This is a genomic window from Hymenobacter perfusus, from assembly GCF_003944765.1.
In the GTDB taxonomy this organism is placed as follows: Bacteria; Bacteroidota; Bacteroidia; order Cytophagales; family Hymenobacteraceae; genus Hymenobacter; species Hymenobacter perfusus.
This window is the reverse complement of the sequence record NZ_RWIU01000001.1, coordinates 43,846-64,676: the sequence shown is the minus strand read 5'-3', so window position 1 is coordinate 64,676 and position 20,831 is coordinate 43,846. Positions and strand designations below refer to the sequence as shown.

The following is a 20,831-nucleotide window of genomic DNA, read 5'->3' as shown; positions in this document are numbered from 1 at the left end:
ATAGCCCAAGATACGCGCCGGACGGGTAGAACCGCCTGCATCCGCTCGTATGGTTGTATCTTGCCGTATGCTACCGCCGGAAGAACGACGTATGCAAACCCTGGCGGCCGTGCTGCAGGTACCGGAGCAGTTTCCGCCCACGGCCTGGCTGTGCGCCCCGCCCGACGTGCGCGGCTGGCAGCCCGATATGCCGGCGGCCGTGCTGTTGGTGGCTACTGCCGGGCAGCCTGTGCCCACGCCCCACGGCCTGGTCCGTACGCTGTTTATGGATGAAGTGCAACTGGTGATGGAGCGCCTGCTGGCCCAGGTGCCCGGTGCTCCGGCCTGGCTGCGCGTCAATATCCTGGTCCGCTACAAAACCCACCACGAGTTTCCGGCTCTTACCGGCCACCCCGACACGCTGGCCGAGTATCTGGCTGAAGCCGTGCAGGCTGGCGGGCTGAGTCTGCCGGGGGCTGTGACCCAGCTGCTGCGCTATTTCTCGCACTTTACTCCGGAAGCCGCCGAGCGAATAATGGCCCAGGCCTTCCGCAGGCTAAAATAAAAACGTGTCATTCGGCGCGAAGAATCCGGGTTATCTAATCACCTCAGATTCTTCGCGCCAAATGACACGTTACTCTATTTGGCAACCTACACGCCCGTCATTTCCGGTACCTCGGCCGGAATAACCAGCTTGCCCGCCGTAGCGGCTTTGATTTGTTCTACCGTTACACCGGGAGCCCGCTCGCGCAAGACAAATCCATCGGGTGTTACCTCCAGTACGGCCAATTCGGTTACAATTTTCTTCACGCAGCGTAGGCCGGTAATGGGCAGCGTGCAGGCGGGCAGCAGCTTGCTGCTGCCGTCACGGGCCACGTGCTGCATAGCTACGATGATGTTCTTGGCGGAAGCCACCAAATCCATGGCTCCGCCCATGCCCTTGACCATTTTGCCCGGAATCTTCCAGTTGGCAATATCCCCGTTTTCTGACACCTCCATAGCGCCCAGAATTGTCAGGTCCACATGCTCGCCCCGGATCATGCCGAAGGAGTCGGCCGAGCTGAAGATGCTGGAGCCGGGCAGGGTCGTAACGGTCTGCTTACCGGCGTTGATGAGGTCGGGGTCTACCTGGTCTTCGGTGGGGAATGGGCCCATGCCCAGCAGGCCGTTTTCGCTCTGCAATTCCACGTTTATGCCCTCGGGAATGTAGTTGGCTACCAGCGTAGGAATGCCGATACCGAGGTTAACGTAGGAGTTATTCTGTACTTCCTGCGCAATGCGTTTCGCAATGCCGTGTTTGTCGAGTGCCATAGTGGGTGTTATGGAGTAGTCATTCCGAGCTTGCTGAGGAATGACGCGCTGATTTATAGCTAAGACCGAACCGTTCGTTGCTCAATGCGCTTCTCGTAGTTCTTGCCTTCGAAAATGCGCTGCACGAAGATGCCGGGCGTATGAATCTGGTTGGGGTCCAGCTCGCCGGCCGGTACCAGTTCCTCTACTTCCGCCACCGTGATTTTGCCGGCCGTGGCCATCATAGGGTTGAAGTTGCGGGCCGTGCCTTTGAAGATGAGGTTGCCCGCCGTGTCACCCTTCCAGGCTTTCACGAAAGCAAAATCGGCGTGCAGAGCGGTTTCCAGCAGGTACATCTTGCCGTTGAACTCGCGGCTCTCCTTGCCTTCTCCTACCTCCGTGCCGTAGCCGGCCGGCGTGTAAAAAGCCGGAATGCCCGCGCCACCGGCCCGGCACCGCTCGGCCAGCGTGCCCTGCGGAATCAATTCCACTTCCAGTTCGCCCGACAGCAGCTGCCGCTCAAACTCGGCGTTTTCGCCCACGTAGCTGGAAATCATCTTGCGCACCTGCTTGGTCTGCAGCAGCCGCCCGATACCGAAGTCATCGACGCCGGCATTGTTGCTGATACAAGTAAGGTTCTTCGCGCCCAGGCGCAGAATCTCCTCAATGGAGTTTTCCGGGATGCCGCACAGGCCGAAGCCGCCCAGCATGAGCGTCATGCCGTCGGTGAGACCCCGCAGGGCTTCCTGGGGGCCGCTTACTACTTTGTTGATCATGGAGAATGGGTGGGTATTTGGGCCGGCAAGTTATCAATTGGCTACCGAACCGGCCCTGCACGCGGGGCTACCTCTTTTCCACGCGCAGGATCTGCCGGCTTTTTGCTGCATCCTCCAGGCAGAGATAGTACATACCTGCCGCCAACCCCTGCAACGATACCTGAAATGAAGAACTGTTGGGTTTGGCAACCTGTGCAGCGTTCCAGGTGCGCAGCACCCGGCCCTGAGTATCGGTGAGGGTAACCAGCCCAGCCAATGGCACGGGCACGGCTACCGTCAGCAGCTCTTGCTCGTTCAGGGGGTTAGGATACAAACGTCCGCCTGCTGATCTGGCTGGTGGCGTAGCCGCTAGGACCGGGTCGCCGGCAAGGGCCATCAGGTGATAATCGGCGCCTAAGCTGGCTCCTACCACGAAGTGGCCGGTAACCGGGGCAATCTGCAGGCAGGCGTTCTGGTCGCTACCATAATCCAGGCCCCCAAAATATCCTTTGGAACCCACGTACGCACCCTGAGGATCAAAACTAAAAGTACCAATACTCATAGTATGCGACGCCCGGCTAATGCCGACTACTACGTAATTGCCGCTTGTGCTGCGTTGCGCCTGCAGGAACCCCAATGCCCCCGTTATACTATACGTGCTGCTAGCCCGCGACCAGAGCGTGGTGAACGTAGGGGAGAGTTTGGTAATAGAACCGGACGTTACCACTAAAAAATTACCACCCTCCACCGGTAAAAAGCTACAGATGCCTCTACCCGGTGACAATGCGTTGTAATACAGAGTGAGGGTGGTTGCATATTCAGGGCCGCGCACGCCACTATCACTCACAAAGACTGCTTTCGGAGTGGCAGAAGCATTGCTTACCGTAGGACTTAGTAGCACCCAGTAACCAGCAGTACCGCGAACCAGCCTACTGACGCCCCCAGCCTGCGTAGGGCTGTAATCGAGCAGGACCTGTTGCGTAATCTGTCCGCTGGATGAGATGCGCAGCAGATAAGGATGTCCCTGCACGTTGGCAGTCAGCACAAAATCCTGAGCGGGGCTCCACGCCAGATCTACGAAATCAGGTGCATCAGGCCCGGTGAAGGTTTTGGTCCAGAGCGTATCGCCGGTGGCCTGGTTGAGCAGCAGCACCACGGCGCCACTAGGGGCCGGTGCTTGCCCGGCCCCAATGAGTAGGACATGCCCGGCATTGTCTTCACAGAGCAAATCAGTAGCCGCCACCCGGGTAAACTGCCGGATACGCTGTTTTTTCGTCCAGATAGTATCACCCGTGGCCGTGGTACGCACCAAAAAGAAAGCTGACCCTCCGAAAGCACTGCCCTGAGTTCCGCTGAGAAGGTAACCGCCGGCCCGCACAGGCTGCATTGCCTTCAGCACATCAACCGAACTGGTGCCGTATCGGTTGCTCCAGATGGCCTGGGCAGCAGCTGAGAATGCGCCGCTCAAAAGCAGGAAAACAGCAAAAACAGAAATATATACATGTTTCATCGGCAAACGGACCCGGTTAATGCTGTGTAAAGGTTGCTGCCGCACTGCTGGTACGCTGGTTGCGCCGTGAAATCGGTAGGCAATATCGCCCGGCTGGTGCAGCAGCCAACGCTCAAGGGCATAACTGAAGGTGTTGAGCCCTTACTATGCTTTCCTGGCCGGACACGGTATGCAGAATCAATAGCTCCCCGAGGCCGCAAAACCAGCCTTAAGGAGCTATAATGAACTTCTCTGTGACGTAGGTGCGTAACGGCCGGTCCAGATGATTACGGTACCACAATCTTCACCGTATTGCTCTGCTGTGCAGCGTCCGTCAGCCGCAGGAAATACAGGCCGGCTGGTAGTCCGGTCAGCGAAAGAGCATAGCGGTTTCCGGGGCTGACTGCTCTGGCCGCCCATTGCCGAACTATCTGCCCCTGCGGATTGATGAGCAATAACTGCCCGCTAAGGGTGCCGGGTGCCACCACCGTCAGCTGCCGGGTAGCAGTCACCGGGTTGGGATAGGCTTCTGCCATAGGACGCCGGAGGGGAACTGGTGAAGCCAGAACCGGTGCGCCGGTTACTTTGGTCAGGAAATAGTCGATGGAGGTTGCGGTACCATTGGATATGTTGCCACTGCCGGCCACTACGTATTCCCCCGTTACCCGGTCAATATGGATGTTTCCTACCAGGTTATTAGTCCCCAGATTCAGGGTCGAATAAAAGGTTCTGGTGCTCAGATACTGCCCCTGAGCGGAGTACGTAGACGCCACCAGGGAAATATTATGCGAGGAAGACGACGCATTGCCGGTTACTACATATTGCCCGCTGGTATTACGCACAATAGCCATTCCTATAGTAGAAAGCTGATTGGAAGGCGTAGTGGCTGACCAAAGCAACGTGAAGTCCGGTGAAAACTTCCGCACGGTAGTGCCCTGTACAACTGCAATGTTGCCGTCCTCCACCGCAACCAGCCGGTTGGGAGCCAACTCGTCGAGGCTGTTCGCGTTGAGGTATTCCGCTCCACGTACGCCGCTGTGGCTCACGTACACAAACTTCTTGCTGTTATCGGCCGCCTGCAGTACCGCCAGGTAGCCATTCGGAACGGGCGTCATGGCTGTTAGCCTGCCGGCTTCCGTCGCGCTGAAGTCCAGTGTCGTTTGCCATATAACCTGGCCAGCTACATTCAGGCTTTGCAGTTGCGGGTGGCCCTGCACATTGGCCGCAACCACAAAATTACCGTCGGGACCAAGGGTGATGCCTTTGTAGGTATTGACGTAGGAAAGCGGCAGTTCCTTGGTCCAGAGCGTGTCACCGTTCGGGGCGAAAAGGGTCAGGAAGGAATTGTAATCCAGGTTGGGGTAAGCCGTGGTAGCAACCGTGTAGCCGCCCATCAGCACATGGCCCGTGGTATTCTCGCACAAAAAAGTGGAGCGCACATCGGCATACTTGCGGATGCGCTGCTTCCTGGTCCAGATCGTGTCGCCCTGCGCATCGGTGCGTAACAGCAGCACGGTAGGCGTGCGCGGATACTGTGCGCCCAGAACGGGGAAGTTGGTGCCGCTCAGCAAAAAGCCACCATCACGCAACTGAACCGAAGCCCCGTACCTGTCATTCGTGGGTAATTCGTACTGGTGCGTCCAGATTACCTGACTGAGCACCGCAGAAGGGAAAAATGCCGCGCAAAGTAGGGCGAAGAAGACAGTACACGTTCTTTTCATAGAGTAAGAGATATTATAACTGCCGGAAATCAGCCAGTTACACGAAAGATAGGTAATGCAAGCCGATAGGTAATACGCAGATAGCCTGGGAGTTTTCCGGTAGCTGGAAAAAGCTTACCGCAACGCGTTGCCAGCGGCCTGCGCATCTAGGGCCAACTGGGCTTTGAGCTCGTCCAGACCGTTAAATTTCTGCTCGTCGCGCAACCGGGCCAAGAATTCGATGGTCAGGTTCTGGTCGTACAGGTCGCCTTCAAAACCCAGCAGGTGGGCTTCCGTAGTCTGAGCTAGATTGCCGCCCACGGTGGGGCGCACCCCAATGTTGAGCATGGCGGGCCAGGTTTCACCGGTGGTAGTGGTAGCCCGCACGGCGTACACGCCCTGGGCCGGCACCAGCTTCAATGGCTCCGAACATATCACATTGGCCGTGGGCCACCCAATGGTCCGGCCCAGCTGGCGGCCCTTTACCACGGTGCCGGTGAGCGGATAAGCGTAGCCCAGGTAGCGGTTGGCAGTGGCTACGTCACCAGCATCGAGGGCCCGGCGGATGCGGGTGCTGCTTACGCCCACGGCATCCACATCTTCGCGCGGAATTTCCTCTACCGCCATACCGTAGCGGCCCGCGTGCTGACTCAGGTACTCGAAGCCTCCCTCCCGGTTGCGGCCGAAACGGTGGTCGTAGCCGATAACCAGCTTGCTGGTGCCCACCGTTTGAAGCAGAATCCGCTGGATAAACTCTTCCGACGACCACGCCGCAAATTCGCGGGTGAAGGGCACAATCAGCAAATAATCCACCCCGAATTCAGCCAGCTTGGCGGCGCGCTCCTCCAGCGTATTGAGCAGATAGAGGTCCTGGGGCTCGGGGTGGGTAGGAGGTGGGGCCAGCACCAAGCGCGGATGGGGCCAGTAGGTAATGACTACAGACGGGCCGTTGCTCTGGCGGGCAGCCTCCCGCAGCCGCCGCAGAATCTGTTGGTGACCGATATGTACGCCATCAAACGTGCCACTGGTTACCACTGCATTGCCAAGGTGAGGGAACTGCGCCGGGTCGTGAATGACGTGCATGGGACAAGGAAAACGTACGAACGGAAAGGGGAGGCGAACCGAAAAGCCAGCTAGGCTTCGGGAGTGGAGGACTCGGGGGTAGCGTGCGTGGCGTTGAAATACTCCAGGCCGGCACGACGCTCAGGCAGCCGTTCCCGACGTGGGCGGGCAGGATGTTCAGCTTCACCCTTGGGGCGGGGCGGACGGAGGGCTTCTATTGCCGGCATCGTCAGGGCCTCGGCCAACCGATACTCGCCAATGCGGGTGCGCACCAGTTTAGTGAGGTGGGCCCCACAGCCCAGGGCCGCGCCAAAGTCGCGGGCCAGGCTACGGATGTAGGTGCCTTTGGTGCAGCTCACACGGAACTCCACTTCGGGCAGCGCAATACGGGTCAACTCAAACTCCCGGATGGTAATCTGCTTGCTCTTGATTTCGGCTTCGCCCCCACGACGGGCCACTTCGTAGGCCCGCTCGCCGTTTACCTTCACCGCCGAAAACAGTGGGGGCGTTTGGTTCAGCAGGCCGATAAACTGCGCCGTTGCGGCCCGGATTTCCGCTTCGGTAAGATGCGCGTACGGCAACTCAGCATCCACGGGCGTTTCCAGATCGAAGCTGGCCGTCGTCTGGCCGAGGCGAAAGGTGCCGGTGTACTCCTTTTCCTGGGCCTGAATCTGGTCTATTTCCTTGGTTTTCTTGCCGGTACAGAGAATGAGCAGGCCGGTAGCCAGTGGGTCAAGGGTACCGGCGTGCCCGATCTTCTTGATGCGTAAGGTGTTTTTTACCTTGCGCACCACGTCGAACGACGACCAGGTGAGCGGTTTATCAACCAGTAATACTTCGCCGGCTTCAAAATCGAAGGCGGGGGCCGGAGCCGGGGTCAAATCAGCGTGTTCCATAAGGCAATGCCCACCGCCACGCCTGCATGGCGGGCGGCCTGGGCCGGCAAAAGTACGGACTCCGGAACGCGGATTATGCAGATTGTCAGGATTACGCGGATTTCGGCTGCGAAAAGTGCATGCGTAAAACGGATGAAGCTGAATCAGGTAGATGGTAAAAGAAGATGATAGTGCAGAGCAGGATCCATCGTTACCAAAATCCGCGTAATCCGGTAATCTGCATAATCCGCGCTAGATAATCTGTAGCGGAATGCCCAGGGCCAGCATAATCAGAATGATCATGCCCACCGCAATGCGGTACAGCCCGAAGGCACGGAAGCCAAACCGGGACACAAAATCTACGAACGACTTCACCGCCAGCAGGGCCACAATAAAGGCCACCACGTTGCCAAACAGCAGAATCTTGATGTCATCGGTGCCGGGCGCGGCTACTTTAAAGGTTTTATAAAGCTGGTAGGCCGTAATGACCGCCATGGTGGGCACGGCCAGCAGAAAGGAGAAGTCGGCGGCCGAGCGCCGGTCAAACCCCTGCGCCAGACCGCCCACGATGGTAGCCGCCGAGCGGGATACGCCCGGAATAAGAGCAATACATTGAAACAGCCCGATTCTGACGGCCTGCGCGAAATTGGGTGTGGTTACCTGCTTTCGCTCCGAAGTGAAAAGCTTGTCGATGAATACCAGTACCACCCCGCCCAGCATAAGTGACCAGGCCACTACGGCCACGTTCTTGAGCAAGGCTTCAATCACATCCTTGAGCAGGAAGCCCAGAATCCCGAAGGGAATAAAAGCTGCCGCCAGCTTCAGGTAAAAGTCGAAGCTCTGCAGAAACCGCCGCCAGTAGAGTACCACCACCGATAGGATGGCCCCAAACTGAATGGAGGTGATGAACGTGTCGGTGAATGGCAACTGTCCGATGCCCAGCAGGTTGGCCACGATAATCATGTGGCCAGTGCTGGAAACCGGTAAAAATTCGGTCAAGCCTTCGATAATAGCCAGTAAAAAGGCGTGCCAGTACGACATAAGCAGAGGAGTAGGTTGCTAAAAACAGCCAGCATCCTGAGCGGAACGGAGTATCGGCCGTAAGTGGCTGAAACCTCGTTTCGCTCAGGATGGCCGCGAAAAAAACAGAAATTGAAACGACCTACCGCTTGTAAGTAGGTGTGGTGATGACGGGCGTAGCCGGAGCGGCCTGCGAAGGAACCGTGGTTACAGTAGCCGCGTCACGGGCAATGGGAGCTGCCGCGCCGGAGCGGGTCATGATGGCCCAGAATTCAATGACAAAGCCCACGGCCAGCAGAATCGGGCCGAGTGTGATGCCCAGAAATCCTTCGCCGTAGTCTTCGGTATCGAGGGTCATGGTGATGAAGCCGGCAGCCAGCACGGCCAGCCCGATGAACATCAGGCGGTAGTTACGCGGCCCGAAGGCGAAGCGGGGAGTGTTCGGTTCCATGCAGGCAAAGGTAGGAGGGATGCGGCAACGCACCGCGTAAATTCAACCAACGGTGGGTTGGGCTCAATACAATTCGTCCAGCGACATGCTCAGGTACTTGCGCACGGCGCGCCAGGAACTGAGAAACCCGATGCCCATGCCCAACACTACCAGCGCCACAGCCAAGGCCCCGAACAGGCGAATATCCTGCAACAGGCGTAATTCGGCCAGCTGCAGATACGCGTATTGCAGCAGCGCCAGCAGCAGCAGTCCGGCCAGCATTCCGCTTACCAGCCCCTGCCACACCGCCCGCCGCAGAAACGGCCACTGAATAAACGACGGCGTGGCTCCTACCAGCTGCATGCTGCGAATAAGAAACCGCTGCGAGAACAAGGCCAGCTTAATGGTATTATTGATAAGGACCACCACCACAAACGTGAGCACCGCCGCAAAGCCCAGCAGCACCAAGCTCACATTGCGCAGGTTCTCATTCACGGAGGTAATCAGGCTTTCCACGTATTCCACTTCAAACACGCCCTCTTCCTGCGCCAGCTCCTGCTTGATGCGGGCCAGGTTTTTGGCGTCAGCAAAGTCGGCGTTTATTTTGATGAGGTAGGCGTCGCGCAACGGGTTGTCGCCCAGAAACTGCTGAAAATCCTCGCCGGTCTGGTCGATGAGCTGCTTGGCGCCTTCCTCCTTGGAAAGGAACCGAACCTGGCCTTGTCCGTTCTTCACGGCCACGTAGGGCTTGCGGGCGAAATCCTGTTGCAGCCGCAGCAGCTGGGTTTCGGGCAGGCCGCGCTCCAGATACACCTGCATTTCCAGGTTCTCCTTCACCAGCGTCGACACTTTCTGGGCATGAATCAGCAGCAGCCCAAACAGCCCGATTACCAGCAGCGCCAGCGTGATGCTAAATACCACCATCAGGTGCGGGTAGCTGCCGAGCTTCTTCTTGCGGGTCGGTTGGTTCATGGAGGTGAGGCGGTGATTTAGCGAGTTAGTGATTTAGTGAATTAGTAATTAAGCCATGCTGATTGCGCAAGTAGAGCGGTCAACTCGCTAACTCACTAAATCACCATTTCACATCACGGTGCGGGGGTCATCGTCGATTTGTAGTTCGCGGGCCTTGCGGGCGTTCTGGTCGCGGCGGCGCAGGCGCTTGCGTGAGAACAGCTCCCGGAAGGTGTCGAATTGCTCGGTGTGCAGCAGCGAAACGCCGGCGCGGGCCTGGTTCACGTTCTGGCTTAAGCCGGTTAAGTCACGCGGGGTTGTTTCGTAGCGTAGCTTGGCCCGAAACTTCCCATCGGGGCGCAGGTAGTATTCCAGGCTCAAATCACCGATTACAGAGCTTTGCGCAGTGGCAATGGGTTGGGGCCCCGCAACGGAACTACCTACGGCATTGCCCCCGATACTGCCTTCGCGGGTGATGCGCAGACGACCATTCAGAAAAGAGTAGCTGAGGCGCAGCTGCAACGCCTGCAAATCCTCGGACGTCAGCCCATTCAGGTTGAAGCTGATTTCCAGATTGGGGTCAATCTGGGAAGTAAGCAGGCCCAGCTGGGTTGAAATAATCTGGCCCAGGCTATTGCCGATGGCATTATTTTCCCCTTGCAGGCGCGTAACCGCCAATGAACCAATGGGCGTCAGCTGCCGGAATACTACCAAGCTGAAAACCTGGCGGTTCAGCTCCTGCTCATCATTACGCAACGACGAGAGGAACGGCGCCAGGTCACCTTCCAGCGAGGATGGAATATCGTTGAACTCCAGGTTCAGGCGGATGATGGGCTGCAGCAGCGGGCCCGTCAGGTTCATAACGGCCGTCACGGGTACCACGGCCGTGTTGGTGGCCAGAATGGGAGCCAGGGAAGTGCGCTGGGTGTAGGTGGCCGTCACGTTCATCTCGCCGGCCAGCGGGTCACCGTTCCAGGAAATAATACCGCCGGGCCGCACCACAAATTCCTTGTTGACGAGGCCCTGAAGCGTAAAATTGTAGGCCCCACGCACAATTTCTACCTGCCCGTACATATTGAAGTCACCGCGCGTATCAATATTGAGGCGTAGCTGCCCGGTGGCCGTGCCCCGGATGATGTCACCGGTGCTTTCATCCAGCAGCAGTTCCACGTAGGCATCGGGCGTGATGTCGAGATTCATGTTCAGGCGAATGCCCGAAAGGTCGGTGGTACCGGCCACCTGCACGGCCTTGGTGCGGGCCGTATCGGGCAGGTTCCGGTTCACGAACTTGATATACTTGGCCTGCTCGGCCTTGGCCGCATTATCGAAGGGCAACGATACGCGGGTACCCGGCTCGGAGCGCGCCGTTACGTTCATGAACAGGTTATCGGAAGGGCCGCGCACCACCGCCGTGCCGGTTGCATAAGCCTGCCCGAAGTACAGCTCATTGTCTTTGCGGGTGGTGTTCAGGACCTGCAGCTTCCGGAAGGAGGCGTTCAGGTCCAGGCGCATGTTCTGGAAGCCCTGCTCGTAAATATTGCCGTTGATGGTACCGGTATTGCCCTGAGGGTCGCGCACCGTGATGTTCTGCAGCGCAATCCGGTCTTCCAGGAACCGAATCCGGTCAGAAAAAGTGTAGGTGGTGCCCAGGTAGATGAAGGTGAGCTGTCCGTCCGTTACATCAATATTACCCGTCAGAACCGGGGCCGAAAGTGGGCCGGTGACGCGCAGCGTGCCCACGCCGGTTCCATTCAGGTCCCGGAACAGCGTATTCAGGAAAGGTTCGGCCAGCTTGATGGGCGCCTTATCGAGTACGCCGGTGAGGTTGAGCTGCTGGCGTTCCTCGCCGGGAGCGTAGTAGCCCGTGACGGCCAGTACGCGCTGCTGGTCCCGGGCTACATCCAGGTTCACGGCCAGGCGCTTGGCGGCGTTGTCCCAGTCGCCCCGGCCTTCCACGTTACCGATGAGCACATTGCCCATCTGCAGCGAATCGACCTGCAAAGTAGAGTTAATTACCAGCGGACCATACACGCCGCTGATGGTACCCAGGGCATTCACCCGGCCCGCAAACTTCTGGGTACCGGTCAGGCCGTTCAGCGTAGCCAGCTCGAAATTCTTCACCGTCAGGGCCAGCGGTTTGTTGGGATTCTCCGAGAGAAAACCCTGGGCGCTGATGCTCTGGCCACCATTGCTGAGCGTCACGTTCTGAAAATTGAACTCCCGGCCGCCACCCGATATAATCAGGGAGTTGTCAGGCGCAATGGTCCAGTCCTTGCCCAGCAGGTTCACGCCCGACTGCCGGAAGGTCACCTGCACGGCATCTTCCAGAAACGCCAGGGCCCCGTTAATCTGGGCTTTGTTGGTGGTGCCGGTCTGGGCAAGGGAAGTGGAGAAGTTGATGCGCTCCTGGTCCCACACGCCTTCCACGTAGAATTTCTCGGTGGCACCCAACCCCGGAACCCGCTGCCGCTCCGAGGTTACGCTGGCCTGCGCCAGTACTTCGGGCTGGTACGGCAGCTTGGAAGTGATGAAGTCGAACTCGCTGCTTTGCAGGCGCAGGCTGTCGTAGCGCAAGTCGGCTACCAACCCGCCCAGCTGGAAAATGGAGGTTTGCCCGTTGCGGAAAGAGCCCTCAATGAAGGTCGAATCGGACACTGTGAGCTGGGGCATGAACAAATGCAGCACCGGGTTGGGCTTCTTCAGCAGCACACTCAGGCCAATTTGGTAGTTGGGCAGGGGCCGTTGCCGCTTGCGGCGGTAGTAGTCGGCGGTGGCGGCATCGTTGCTGGCGAAGTTGAGGCGGTATTCCTCTACCAGCGTCGTCACGTCGCGGATAACGGTGCTGGGCGTGAAGTTGCCGGCCAGGGCCAGGTTCAGCACTTCCGAGCGGACCGTGAGGCGGCGCTGGCCCTCACTGTACTGGCTCACCACGTCCAGCGTATCGACGGGCACGGTGCGGCCGGCATAGGAGATGCGAGAGTTGCGCAGGCGGGCATAGCCCAGCAGCTTATCCAACTGCAGACCCTTGAACTTCACATCGGCGGTGGTAGCAATGGTGACGCTCTGGTTGGTGAGGCCCAAGGCCCGCAAATCGGCCTTGCGCACGCGGGCCCGCAAATCGAAGGCCTGACGCGCCTGGTTCAGGTCGATAGTGCCGTCGGCGTCGAACTGGAGGCTGGGGTCGTTGGCAGCCAGTTTGCCGGTGAAGGACTCGCGGCTGAAACGGCCGTTGGTGGTGATGTTGCGGTAGCGGTAACCGTTAAGCCAGATGCTTTGCACGGTGGCGTTGGCCGTGAGGCGGGCCGTGCGCAAATCGAAGCCCACGCCCTGCACCTTGCCGTTCAGGGTCACGTCGCGCACAGTGCGCTCATCGCCCAGCAGCTTGCCCAGTTGAAAGCCGGTGGTGCGCACCTGGCCCTCGTAGCTACTATAGCGCGGGTCGTTCTTGAACTTGAGGTTCACGTCGCTCACCACCGAGCCCAAAGCCGTCTGGAAAGAGCCGTTGGCCACAAAGTCGTTGTAGAAGCCTAAGAACTGGCCTTTCAGCCGCACCGTGCCCAGCCGCTGCACGTAGGGCCAGCCCGAAGCCGGAATGTAGCGCCGGATGTCGCGCCCATCCACCACCGACGGTTGCAGGCGCATCTCAATGAAGCTTTCCTTGATATTGGGAAGCCCTTCCACATTGATGTCGCCCTTCACCCGGGTATTGCGGCCGTAGGTGATGTCGAGGTTTTTGGTGGTGAAGTTGCGCACGTAGCCCTTGGCTTGCCCCGAAATTAGGACGGTTTCCTTTAGCTCACGCATGAAGGGCTGGGGCGCAAACTTGGCAATATCGTCAGAGTACACCCGACTGGGCTTGAGCCGGGCAATGACTTTCACTGAGTCGTTGAAGTCGGTGAAGTTCAGGAAGTGCTGGTATTCGAAGCGCAGGTAATCGTGCAGCTGGCTGTTCTGCACGCGCAGCATCAGCTTATCAAATTCCCAGAATTTGCCCGCGTAGGTCATGTTCGAGGTCAACTCGCGCAGACGGGTGCCCGAGGGCCGGTCCACGGTGCGCAGCCCCTGAACGTTGGCGTGAATGGTGTCGCCCTTGAACCACAGCTGGTCGGCATCGGCGTAGATGCTGTCCAGGTACATGTGGGCGTAATCCATGGTGCGGCCGTACTCCGGAATGCGCGGCACGTTCTGGCGTTCCAGCACAAAGCGGCCGTTGCGCAGGCCCAAGGCCTCAATCTTGAAATCGAAGGGCTTACTGACTTTGGTGGTATCGGACGGGCCCAGCAGCCGCTTCACGGAGCTGATGAACTGGTCCAGAGTGGTCGAATCGGGCTGGTCCTTATAGGTTATCAGATTAAAGCGCGGCTCTTCCAGCGTGAGCTTGCCGACGTGCAAATGGCTGGGGTCGAAGACGGTAAACAGCCGGATATCGGCATCGGCCCGTCCAATGCTGAACAGCTCGTTGCCGCGCCGGTCCAGCACCCGCACGCCTTCCAGCAGCACCCGCGAAAACGGCCGGATATCCACCCGGTTCACCAGTACCTGCTGGCCCAACTTATCGGTGAGGATGCGGGCGGCGCGCCGGGCCACATCGGTTTGCACGCTCGGAATCCGCAGGGCCACCAGCGCCCCCACCACCGCCAGGACCAGCAGCAGCAGCAACGCAAACACGACTTTGAGGAGGACGGACAGAAACCGGGGCACGGAGGAGAGGGGCTGAAACGGGGCAACAACAAAGATAGGTACTTACCCCCGACCGTTGCCTGGGAGGCCGACTGCCGGCAAAAACGTTTGTCTGCCGCGTAAGGTTAAAGAAAACGCCCGAAGCGGCAATCTGGTCTTTTGCCCCGACCTTTGCGGGGAGAAAAATTGTCTGTCATCCTGAGCTTGCAAAGGACCTTGTTGCGCCTGCACAACCAGAGGGCGCCTTGCTCTACTGTTAAAAGGTTCTTCGTAAGCTTAGGGGGACAGCATTTCACTCATTTGATCCGTTACTCAGCTACTCTCTCAGATGACCATTCTCGCTATTGAGTCTTCCTGCGACGATACCTCGGCCGCCGTTTTGGTGGACGGGGAAATCCGCTCCAACGTGGTAGCCACCCAGCAGGTGCACGAACAATACGGCGGCGTGGTGCCCGAACTGGCCTCTCGCGCCCACCAGCAGCACCTGATTCCGGTGGTGGAAGCGGCTCTACAGAAAGCCGGCGTCAGCAAAGCTGATCTTGATGCCATAGCCTTCACCCAGGGCCCGGGCCTGCTGGGCTCGTTGCTGGTGGGCGGTATGTTCGCCAAAACCCTGGCTTTGGCCCTGAATAAGCCCCTGATTGCCGTGAACCACATGCGGGCCCATATCCTGGCCCACTTCATCGAGGACCCCAAGCCCCGGTTCCCGTTCCTGTGCCTGACCGTGAGCGGGGGGCACACCCAACTGGTGGTGGTGCGCTCGGCCCTCGATATGGAAATTATCGGCCAGACCACTGACGACGCGGCCGGCGAAGCCTTCGATAAAACCGGCAAGCTGCTGGGCCTGCCGTACCCGGCCGGTCCCCACCTCGATAAGCTGGCCCGGCAGGGCAACCCCACGCGCTTCCCGCTGCCGGTAGGTGCCATGCCCGGCTACGATTTCTCGTTCAGCGGGTTGAAAACGGCGGTGCTGTACTTCCTGAAAAAGGAAACGGCTCAGAACCCGAACTTCATCCAGGAAAACCTGCCTGACCTCTGCGCCAGCATTCAGCACACAATCATCCAGACCTTGCTGCGCCAGCTGCGCCGCGCTGCCCACGACCAAAGCCTGACCCAGATTGCCCTGGCCGGAGGCGTGGCCGCCAACAGCGGCCTGCGTCAGGCGCTGCAGGACGAGGCCGCCGCGCAGGGCTGGGAAGTGTTCATTCCCGCCTTCCAGTACTGCACCGATAATGCCGGCATGGTGGCCATAACCGCCCAGTTTCAGTATGAAGCCGGCGACTTTGCCGATCAGCTCGTCAGCTCCGATCCGCGCCTGAAGCTGGCCTAACCCGGTTGAACGACGAACCGGAACCGGCGGGGTATTCCTGTTATTTTCGGGCCGAAAACAGCCCTGACACTGCCGTCTGCGTACACCTTCCACTGCGAAACACTGCGAGAATCAACACCGTGAGTAAGAAAGACGACAAACCCAAGAACATCAACATCCAGAACCGTCGGGCTCGCCACGAGTACGCGTTTCTGGTGCAATACGAAGCCGGCCTGATGCTCCAGGGTACCGAAATCAAGAGCATCCGGGAGGGCAGCGTGCAGCTCCAGGACGGCTTCTGTACCTTCCACCAAGATGGCAGCCTGTGGGCTCATAATATTACCATTGCCCAGTACACCGAGGGCACATACAACAACCACGAGCCCACCCGAGCCCGCAAGCTGCTGCTCAACAAAAAAGAGCTGAAGCAGCTGGCCGGCAAAGCCCAGGAGCAGGGCCTGACCATCATTCCGGTGCGCATGTTCGTCAGCGACCGGGGCTTTGCCAAGCTGGAAATTGCGCTAGCCAAAGGCAAAAAACTCTACGACAAACGCGACGACCTCAAGGCCAAGGACCAGAAGCGCGAAATGGACCGCGCCCGGGACTACTAAGTGAAATGGTGAGGTGGTGAAATGGTGAGTTTTTACGTTGGTTTTTGGTGAGTTACATTTTAAGCGGGAGCTTCGCAGAAATATATAAGTAGCGTGCTTGGATAAGTAACGCCTACTTACGCAAGGTGAACGTCAAACTCACCATTTCACCATCTCACTATTTCACCGTTTTGGAATACGGAATTTGCGCGCTGAGCGCCGTGCCGGTGCGCGCCGAAGCCTCCGATAAAGCCGAAATTGTCACGCAGCTCACCTTTGGGGAGTGCTACTCCGTGTTGCGTGCCCAAAACCAGTGGCGGCAGATCCGGGTGGCGGCCGACGGCTACGAGGGCTGGTTCGATGTGAAGCAGCACCTGCCCGTGTCGGCCGCGTATTTCCAGCAGTGGCAGCAGCAGGACCACCCCCGCACCCTCGATGTGGTGCAGATGGTGAGCGACGAAACCACCCGCATCCCCGTGACGCTGGGCACCCGCCTGCCGTTTTTCGATGGCATGACGCTGCGGGTTGGCGAGCGGCAGATGTTCTATAACGGGGCCGCCACCAACCCCCAGAACGGCCACGGCCCTCACGGCCCGGCCGAGGTGCGCCTGCGCCTGCTCCTGAAAATGGGCCAGTTGTTTCTGAAAGCGCCTTACCTGTGGGGCGGCAAAACGCTGTTCGGCATCGACTGCTCGGGGCTGATGCAACAACTATACGGCCTCATCGGGGTGCAGCTCCCGCGCGATGCGCACCAGCAGATTCACCTGGGCCAGCCGGTGCATTTCGTGGCCCAGACCCGCCCGGGCGACCTGGCTTTCTTCGATAATGCCGACGGCCGCATTATTCACGTAGGTCTGCTGTTGGAAGACCAGCAGATTCTGCACGCCAGCGGCGAAGTCCGCATCGACCCGCTCGACCACAACGGCATCTTCCGCCGCGACCAGCAGAAGTACAGCCACAAGCTCCGCCTCATCAAGCGCATTCTGCCCGATGACTGAGCTGCCGGTGGTCACCAGACCGTCATGCTGAGCTTGTCGAAGCATCTCGCGTGCTGATGTCTGAATAGCATTGCGACGTCAGCACGCGAGATGCTTCGACAAGCTCAGCATGACGGTCTGTAATCGGTGCAATGCCCCGCCGAACTAAAGCCTTCGTCTATTGTTAATGCGCTAAGAATCATCTAGCTTTCTGGCAGACCAGATTCTTTTTTCTTAGCGTAATATGGACCAAAAAGTGCTTGTGTTAAACGGCGACTACACGGCTATTACGCTGTGTAGTGTACAGAAAGCTTTCGTGCTACTGTTCCTGGAAAAAGCCGAGCTGATTGCCAAATCGGAAAATGGCGTGTTGCGTACGGTGAGCAAGGCATTTCCCAAGCCCAGCATCATTCGCCTGCAGCGGTATGTGCGTGTGCCTTACAAAGGCATTGCCCTCAGCCGGCATAATATCATGAAGCGGGACCATTTCGAGTGCCAGTATTGCGGCTCCACGAAAAACCTGACCCTCGACCACGTATTGCCTCGAAGTAGGGGCGGCGACTCCAGTTGGGCCAACCTGCTTACGGCCTGCGCCCGGTGCAACCATTCCAAAGGCCACCGTACCCCCCAGGAAGCTGGCCTCACCATCCGGCAGCAGCCCAAAAAACCCACCCTCACCGGCTTCCTCAAGCTCAGCGCCGGCACCCTCGACCAAAACTGGCACCCGTATCTGCACTAAAACCGGCAGCCCCCGTGGCTGACCGGTTTTTTTGTTGGCTTTTGCGTGCCATTAGTAATCAGCCGCTGGTCCATGCAACTATTAAAAATACAAGCAGCTCTTCTATTAGAACAACCCTGCTTTTACCTCCCATGAAACATTTTATTCTGCTCATCTTCTTAAGCCTGGGCAGCCTGCTCCAGGTATCCTGCCAAAAGGAAACCGTTACGGATGGTGTCCGCGTCAGAGTGAAAAACGCCAGTAGTTACCAGTTCAAAGACGTGCATATTGATACCTCTGGTGGCACCAATGACTATGGCCGCCTGAACGCCGGAAAGGAAACCGAGTACGCTGCTTACACCCAGGCCTATAACTATGCCTACATAAAAGTGACAATAGATGGCCGGGATTTGGTGCTGCAACCTACTGATTACGTGGGTGAAACAGCTCTGGAGTCCGGTAAATATACATACCGAGTAGGAGTCAGTGACCTGGCCGCGGGCCGCCTGAGCCTCGCCTTGGAAAAAGACTAGATAATACTTCTCTACAAAGCGCAAAGGCCCCGCATCACCTGATGCAGGGCCTTTGCATGTTAAGTGGCTGGCCGCTAGTACCGGTCGGCGGTACCTTCTACGGGAGTGCCGGCGACAAAAGCAGCTAGGTCCCGGTTGAGTCGTTCCTTTTCCGTGATGAACAGGCCGTGCGGTGCGCCGGCGTACTCCACGTACTGGGCCTGGGGTACAAACTGCGTCATCCGCTCCCCGCTTACTTTGGCCGGTACGGTGGCGTCGTCGCCGCCGTGGATAACCAGCGTGGGTACTTTCAGGACCGCCAGGTCGCGGCGGAAGTCGGTGGCGGCAAAGGCGTACACGCACTGCTCGGTGGCGCGGGGCGAGGCAATCTGGCACATGGCCTGCATCCAGTCGAGCGTAGCCTGGCTTACCGGATGGCTAACCATCCCTGCGCCGAAGAACTGTTTGCCGAAGGTGGCCAGGAAATCGAACCGGTCTTTGTTGATGCCTTCTACCATCTTGTCGAAGTTCTCCTTCGGCGCGCCGTCGGGGTTATCGTCGGTTTGCAGCAGGAAGGGCGTAACGGCCGATACGAAGACTACTTTACTCACGCGGGCACCGCCGTGACGGCTCATGTAACGGGCCACTTCGCCGCCACCCATCGAAAAGCCCACCAGCGTTACGTTCTGCAGATCCAGCGTGTCCAGTACGGCTTTCAGGTCGTCGGCAAAGGTGTCGTAGTCGTTGCCGTCCCAGGTTTTGGTGGAGTTGCCGAAGCCCCGGCGGGTGTAGGCCACAACGCGGTTACCGTGCTTGGGCAGTTCGGCCAGCTGGTATTCCCACATCTCGTAGGAAGCGGGCCAGCCGTGAATCAGCACGATGGGGTTGCCCTGGCCCTGGTCGGTATAATGCAGTTTTACTTCGGTACCGTTGGCGTCCTGGCCGGCTTTGATATAACTCATGGGAAAGTCGTGAAGAAGGTAAGAGAGAAATGAGTCAGAAAATAAACTCAGGTATCTGCATACGCCGGGCCTCAGGCAACGATAATCGAATGCCAAGAAATTGCACGAGTTTGAACGCGTAGCCAAATTCTGCGTTATTTGGGCCGATGAGCTTCCTTTCCCAATCTCGCCCGGCCCGGCTGCTTCGCCTGCTGCCCGCCCCTCTGGCCCTTGGCCTGCTGCTAACGGCCTGTAATTCCGGCTCCGACAAATCGGCCGCCGAAACTTCTGAAACGGTAGCGGCTACCGCTCCCACGGTAGCCCTCACCGATAGCGCCTCCTGGTACCAGCAGTTCCGGGGCGTACTGCCGGGCTCTACTGATAGCATCACGGTGCATTTGCAGCGCGTGAACGAAGTGCCCGGTGAAAACACCCTGGGCCGCCTCGTAGGCTTCTACGCCGCTGCCGATGGCCATCCGTATGAGCTGACCGGCGACGTGAGCCCCGCCACCGACAGCCTGCGCCTGCGCGATACCAGCCACGAGTTGCTCAACGAGCAGAACGTAGGCCCGCAGTGGCTGCTCAAGCAAGAGGGAGGGGCCTTGGTAGGCACCCGGGCCGGCCAGCCGGTACGCCTGCGCCTGCTGCGCCAGCCGGTGGGCGTGCGTTTAAGCACCCGCACGTTTGCCGCCGCTGTGTTGCCCCGCCCAGAAAGCCCACAGGATAGCGTGTTCGGGCAAATTTCCATGTTTGCGCTGGTTCCTGAATCGGGGGCAAGCAAGGATAAGCTGGCCGCCAACCTGGCCCGGGGCCTACGCGGTGACTCGCTGGAATCGAAACCCGCTTTGTCGCTGGATGCGCTTTGGGACGAGCAACTGGCCTATTTCACCAAGGAATACCGCAAGGAAGTGGCCCCCATGGTGAGCAAAGTGCTGGCCGACAGCACAGATGACTACCAGCCCCTGGCTACGCTCAGCTACGAGCAGGAAGCCAACACGTACGTGCTCTGGAATGAGGGCGACCTGCTGAGCATCGGCTACTTCGGCTACGACTTCTCGGGCGGCGCGCACGGCATCTACGGTACCTACGTGCGCAGCTATGACACCCGCACCGGCCGCGCCCTCGGCTTCAACGACATCTTCAAGCCCGGCACCCGGCCGCAGCTGGAAGGCATTCTGGGCCGCTATGCCCGGCCGGCCCTGGGCCTGAAAGACGGGGCCTCGATGGCCGGTAAGCTGTTCAAAAACTCGCTGCCTGCCACCCGCAACGTGTACCTGACCAGCGGCGGCGCAGTATTCGTGTACCTGCCCTACGAGGTAGCCTCCTACGCTCAGGGCGAAATCAGCGTGTTTGTGCCGTATTCGGCGTTGCAGGCGGTGTTGAAGCCCGGACTGCCCATCAGCGGCGGCCAAGCCGTAGCCCGCAACTAGCGGTAGCCAATCAGGCAGAAGCACCCCGAAAGGTCCGGCCCGTCGCGGAATATCTCTACTAATCTGGAGTATTCTGCGGCGGGCCGGACCTTTCGGGGGCCGTATTGGGGTTACGCAAGCAGA

General features: G+C 58.8%; 18 protein-coding genes. 7 read left to right on the top strand and 11 right to left on the bottom strand.

Annotated features, from left to right (window positions below):
* Positions 1 to 67 precede the first annotated feature (67 nt).
* Positions 68 to 544 carry a hypothetical protein gene (locus EI293_RS00295; RefSeq protein ID WP_125434602.1) on the top strand — a complete coding sequence of 159 codons (477 nt, stop codon included), beginning with the start codon at positions 68 to 70 and terminating at the stop codon, positions 542 to 544.
* 86 nt (positions 545 to 630) lie between these two features.
* Here EI293_RS00295 and EI293_RS00290 read toward each other — a convergent pair whose 3' ends face one another.
* From EI293_RS00290 to EI293_RS00245, 10 genes are all read right to left on the bottom strand, one after another.
* Entirely contained in the window at positions 631 to 1,290 is a 660-nt protein-coding gene (locus tag EI293_RS00290) for a CoA transferase subunit B (protein ID WP_044002799.1), read from the bottom strand.
* Positions 1,291 to 1,349: 59 nt separating this feature from the next.
* Positions 1,350 to 2,045 carry a CoA transferase subunit A gene (locus EI293_RS00285; protein WP_125434600.1) on the bottom strand — a complete coding sequence of 232 codons (696 nt, stop codon included), beginning with the start codon at positions 2,043 to 2,045 and terminating at the stop codon, positions 1,350 to 1,352.
* A gap of 67 nt (positions 2,046 to 2,112) precedes the next feature.
* The gene (locus EI293_RS00280) at positions 2,113 to 3,333 is read right to left on the bottom strand and encodes a T9SS type A sorting domain-containing protein (protein ID WP_246010546.1); all 1,221 of its coding nucleotides are present in this window, start codon (positions 3,331 to 3,333) and stop codon (positions 2,113 to 2,115) included.
* Between the two features lie 467 nt (positions 3,334 to 3,800).
* Entirely contained in the window at positions 3,801 to 5,234 is a 1,434-nt protein-coding gene (locus EI293_RS00275) for a T9SS type A sorting domain-containing protein (RefSeq protein WP_125434596.1), read from the bottom strand.
* Positions 5,235 to 5,348: 114 nt separating this feature from the next.
* Positions 5,349 to 6,296, bottom strand: a complete 948-nt coding sequence (locus EI293_RS00270) for a bifunctional riboflavin kinase/FAD synthetase (RefSeq protein WP_125434594.1) — start codon at positions 6,294 to 6,296, stop codon at positions 5,349 to 5,351.
* 50 nt (positions 6,297 to 6,346) lie between these two features.
* Entirely contained in the window at positions 6,347 to 7,171 is an 825-nt protein-coding gene (gene truB / locus EI293_RS00265; protein ID WP_125434592.1) for a tRNA pseudouridine(55) synthase TruB, read from the bottom strand.
* Between the two features lie 231 nt (positions 7,172 to 7,402).
* Positions 7,403 to 8,191 (bottom strand): undecaprenyl-diphosphate phosphatase, encoded by a 789-nt coding sequence (locus EI293_RS00260; RefSeq protein ID WP_125434590.1) that lies wholly within the window; start codon positions 8,189 to 8,191, stop codon positions 7,403 to 7,405.
* Positions 8,192 to 8,312: 121 nt separating this feature from the next.
* Complete coding sequence (locus EI293_RS00255) at positions 8,313 to 8,621, bottom strand: DUF3098 domain-containing protein (RefSeq protein ID WP_125434588.1); 309 nt, start codon at positions 8,619 to 8,621, stop codon at positions 8,313 to 8,315.
* Between the two features lie 63 nt (positions 8,622 to 8,684).
* Entirely contained in the window at positions 8,685 to 9,572 is an 888-nt protein-coding gene (locus EI293_RS00250) for a cell division protein FtsX (RefSeq protein ID WP_125434586.1), read from the bottom strand.
* A 108-nt stretch (positions 9,573 to 9,680) separates the two neighbouring features.
* The gene (locus EI293_RS00245; RefSeq protein ID WP_125434584.1) at positions 9,681 to 14,252 is read right to left on the bottom strand and encodes a translocation/assembly module TamB domain-containing protein; all 4,572 of its coding nucleotides are present in this window, start codon (positions 14,250 to 14,252) and stop codon (positions 9,681 to 9,683) included.
* A 307-nt stretch (positions 14,253 to 14,559) separates the two neighbouring features.
* Between EI293_RS00245 and tsaD the strand changes: the two genes are divergently transcribed.
* The 5 genes from tsaD (at position 14,560) to EI293_RS00220 (ending at position 18,358) form a co-directional block, all read left to right on the top strand.
* Positions 14,560 to 15,561, top strand: coding sequence for a tRNA (adenosine(37)-N6)-threonylcarbamoyltransferase complex transferase subunit TsaD (gene tsaD / locus EI293_RS00240; protein WP_125434582.1), 1,002 nt, complete (start codon positions 14,560 to 14,562; stop codon positions 15,559 to 15,561).
* A 110-nt stretch (positions 15,562 to 15,671) separates the two neighbouring features.
* Complete coding sequence (gene smpB, locus EI293_RS00235) at positions 15,672 to 16,151, top strand: SsrA-binding protein SmpB (RefSeq protein ID WP_394343391.1); 480 nt, start codon at positions 15,672 to 15,674, stop codon at positions 16,149 to 16,151.
* A 170-nt stretch (positions 16,152 to 16,321) separates the two neighbouring features.
* On the top strand, positions 16,322 to 17,128 hold the full coding sequence (locus tag EI293_RS00230; RefSeq protein WP_246010490.1) for a C40 family peptidase: 807 nt from the start codon (positions 16,322 to 16,324) through the stop codon (positions 17,126 to 17,128).
* Between the two features lie 223 nt (positions 17,129 to 17,351).
* A complete protein-coding gene (locus EI293_RS00225) occupies positions 17,352 to 17,846 on the top strand; it encodes an HNH endonuclease (protein WP_125434578.1) in 495 nt (164 codons plus the stop codon).
* A gap of 131 nt (positions 17,847 to 17,977) precedes the next feature.
* Positions 17,978 to 18,358 carry a hypothetical protein gene (locus tag EI293_RS00220; RefSeq protein ID WP_125434576.1) on the top strand — a complete coding sequence of 127 codons (381 nt, stop codon included), beginning with the start codon at positions 17,978 to 17,980 and terminating at the stop codon, positions 18,356 to 18,358.
* A gap of 74 nt (positions 18,359 to 18,432) precedes the next feature.
* On the opposite strand, the gene EI293_RS00215 is transcribed toward EI293_RS00220, so the two are convergent.
* Positions 18,433 to 19,299 (bottom strand): alpha/beta fold hydrolase, encoded by an 867-nt coding sequence (locus EI293_RS00215; RefSeq protein WP_125434574.1) that lies wholly within the window; start codon positions 19,297 to 19,299, stop codon positions 18,433 to 18,435.
* Positions 19,300 to 19,445: 146 nt separating this feature from the next.
* On the opposite strand from EI293_RS00215, the gene EI293_RS00210 reads away from it, so the two are divergent.
* Positions 19,446 to 20,708 carry a DUF3298 and DUF4163 domain-containing protein gene (locus tag EI293_RS00210; protein ID WP_125434572.1) on the top strand — a complete coding sequence of 421 codons (1,263 nt, stop codon included), beginning with the start codon at positions 19,446 to 19,448 and terminating at the stop codon, positions 20,706 to 20,708.
* The last annotated feature ends 123 nt before the right edge of the window (positions 20,709 to 20,831 follow it).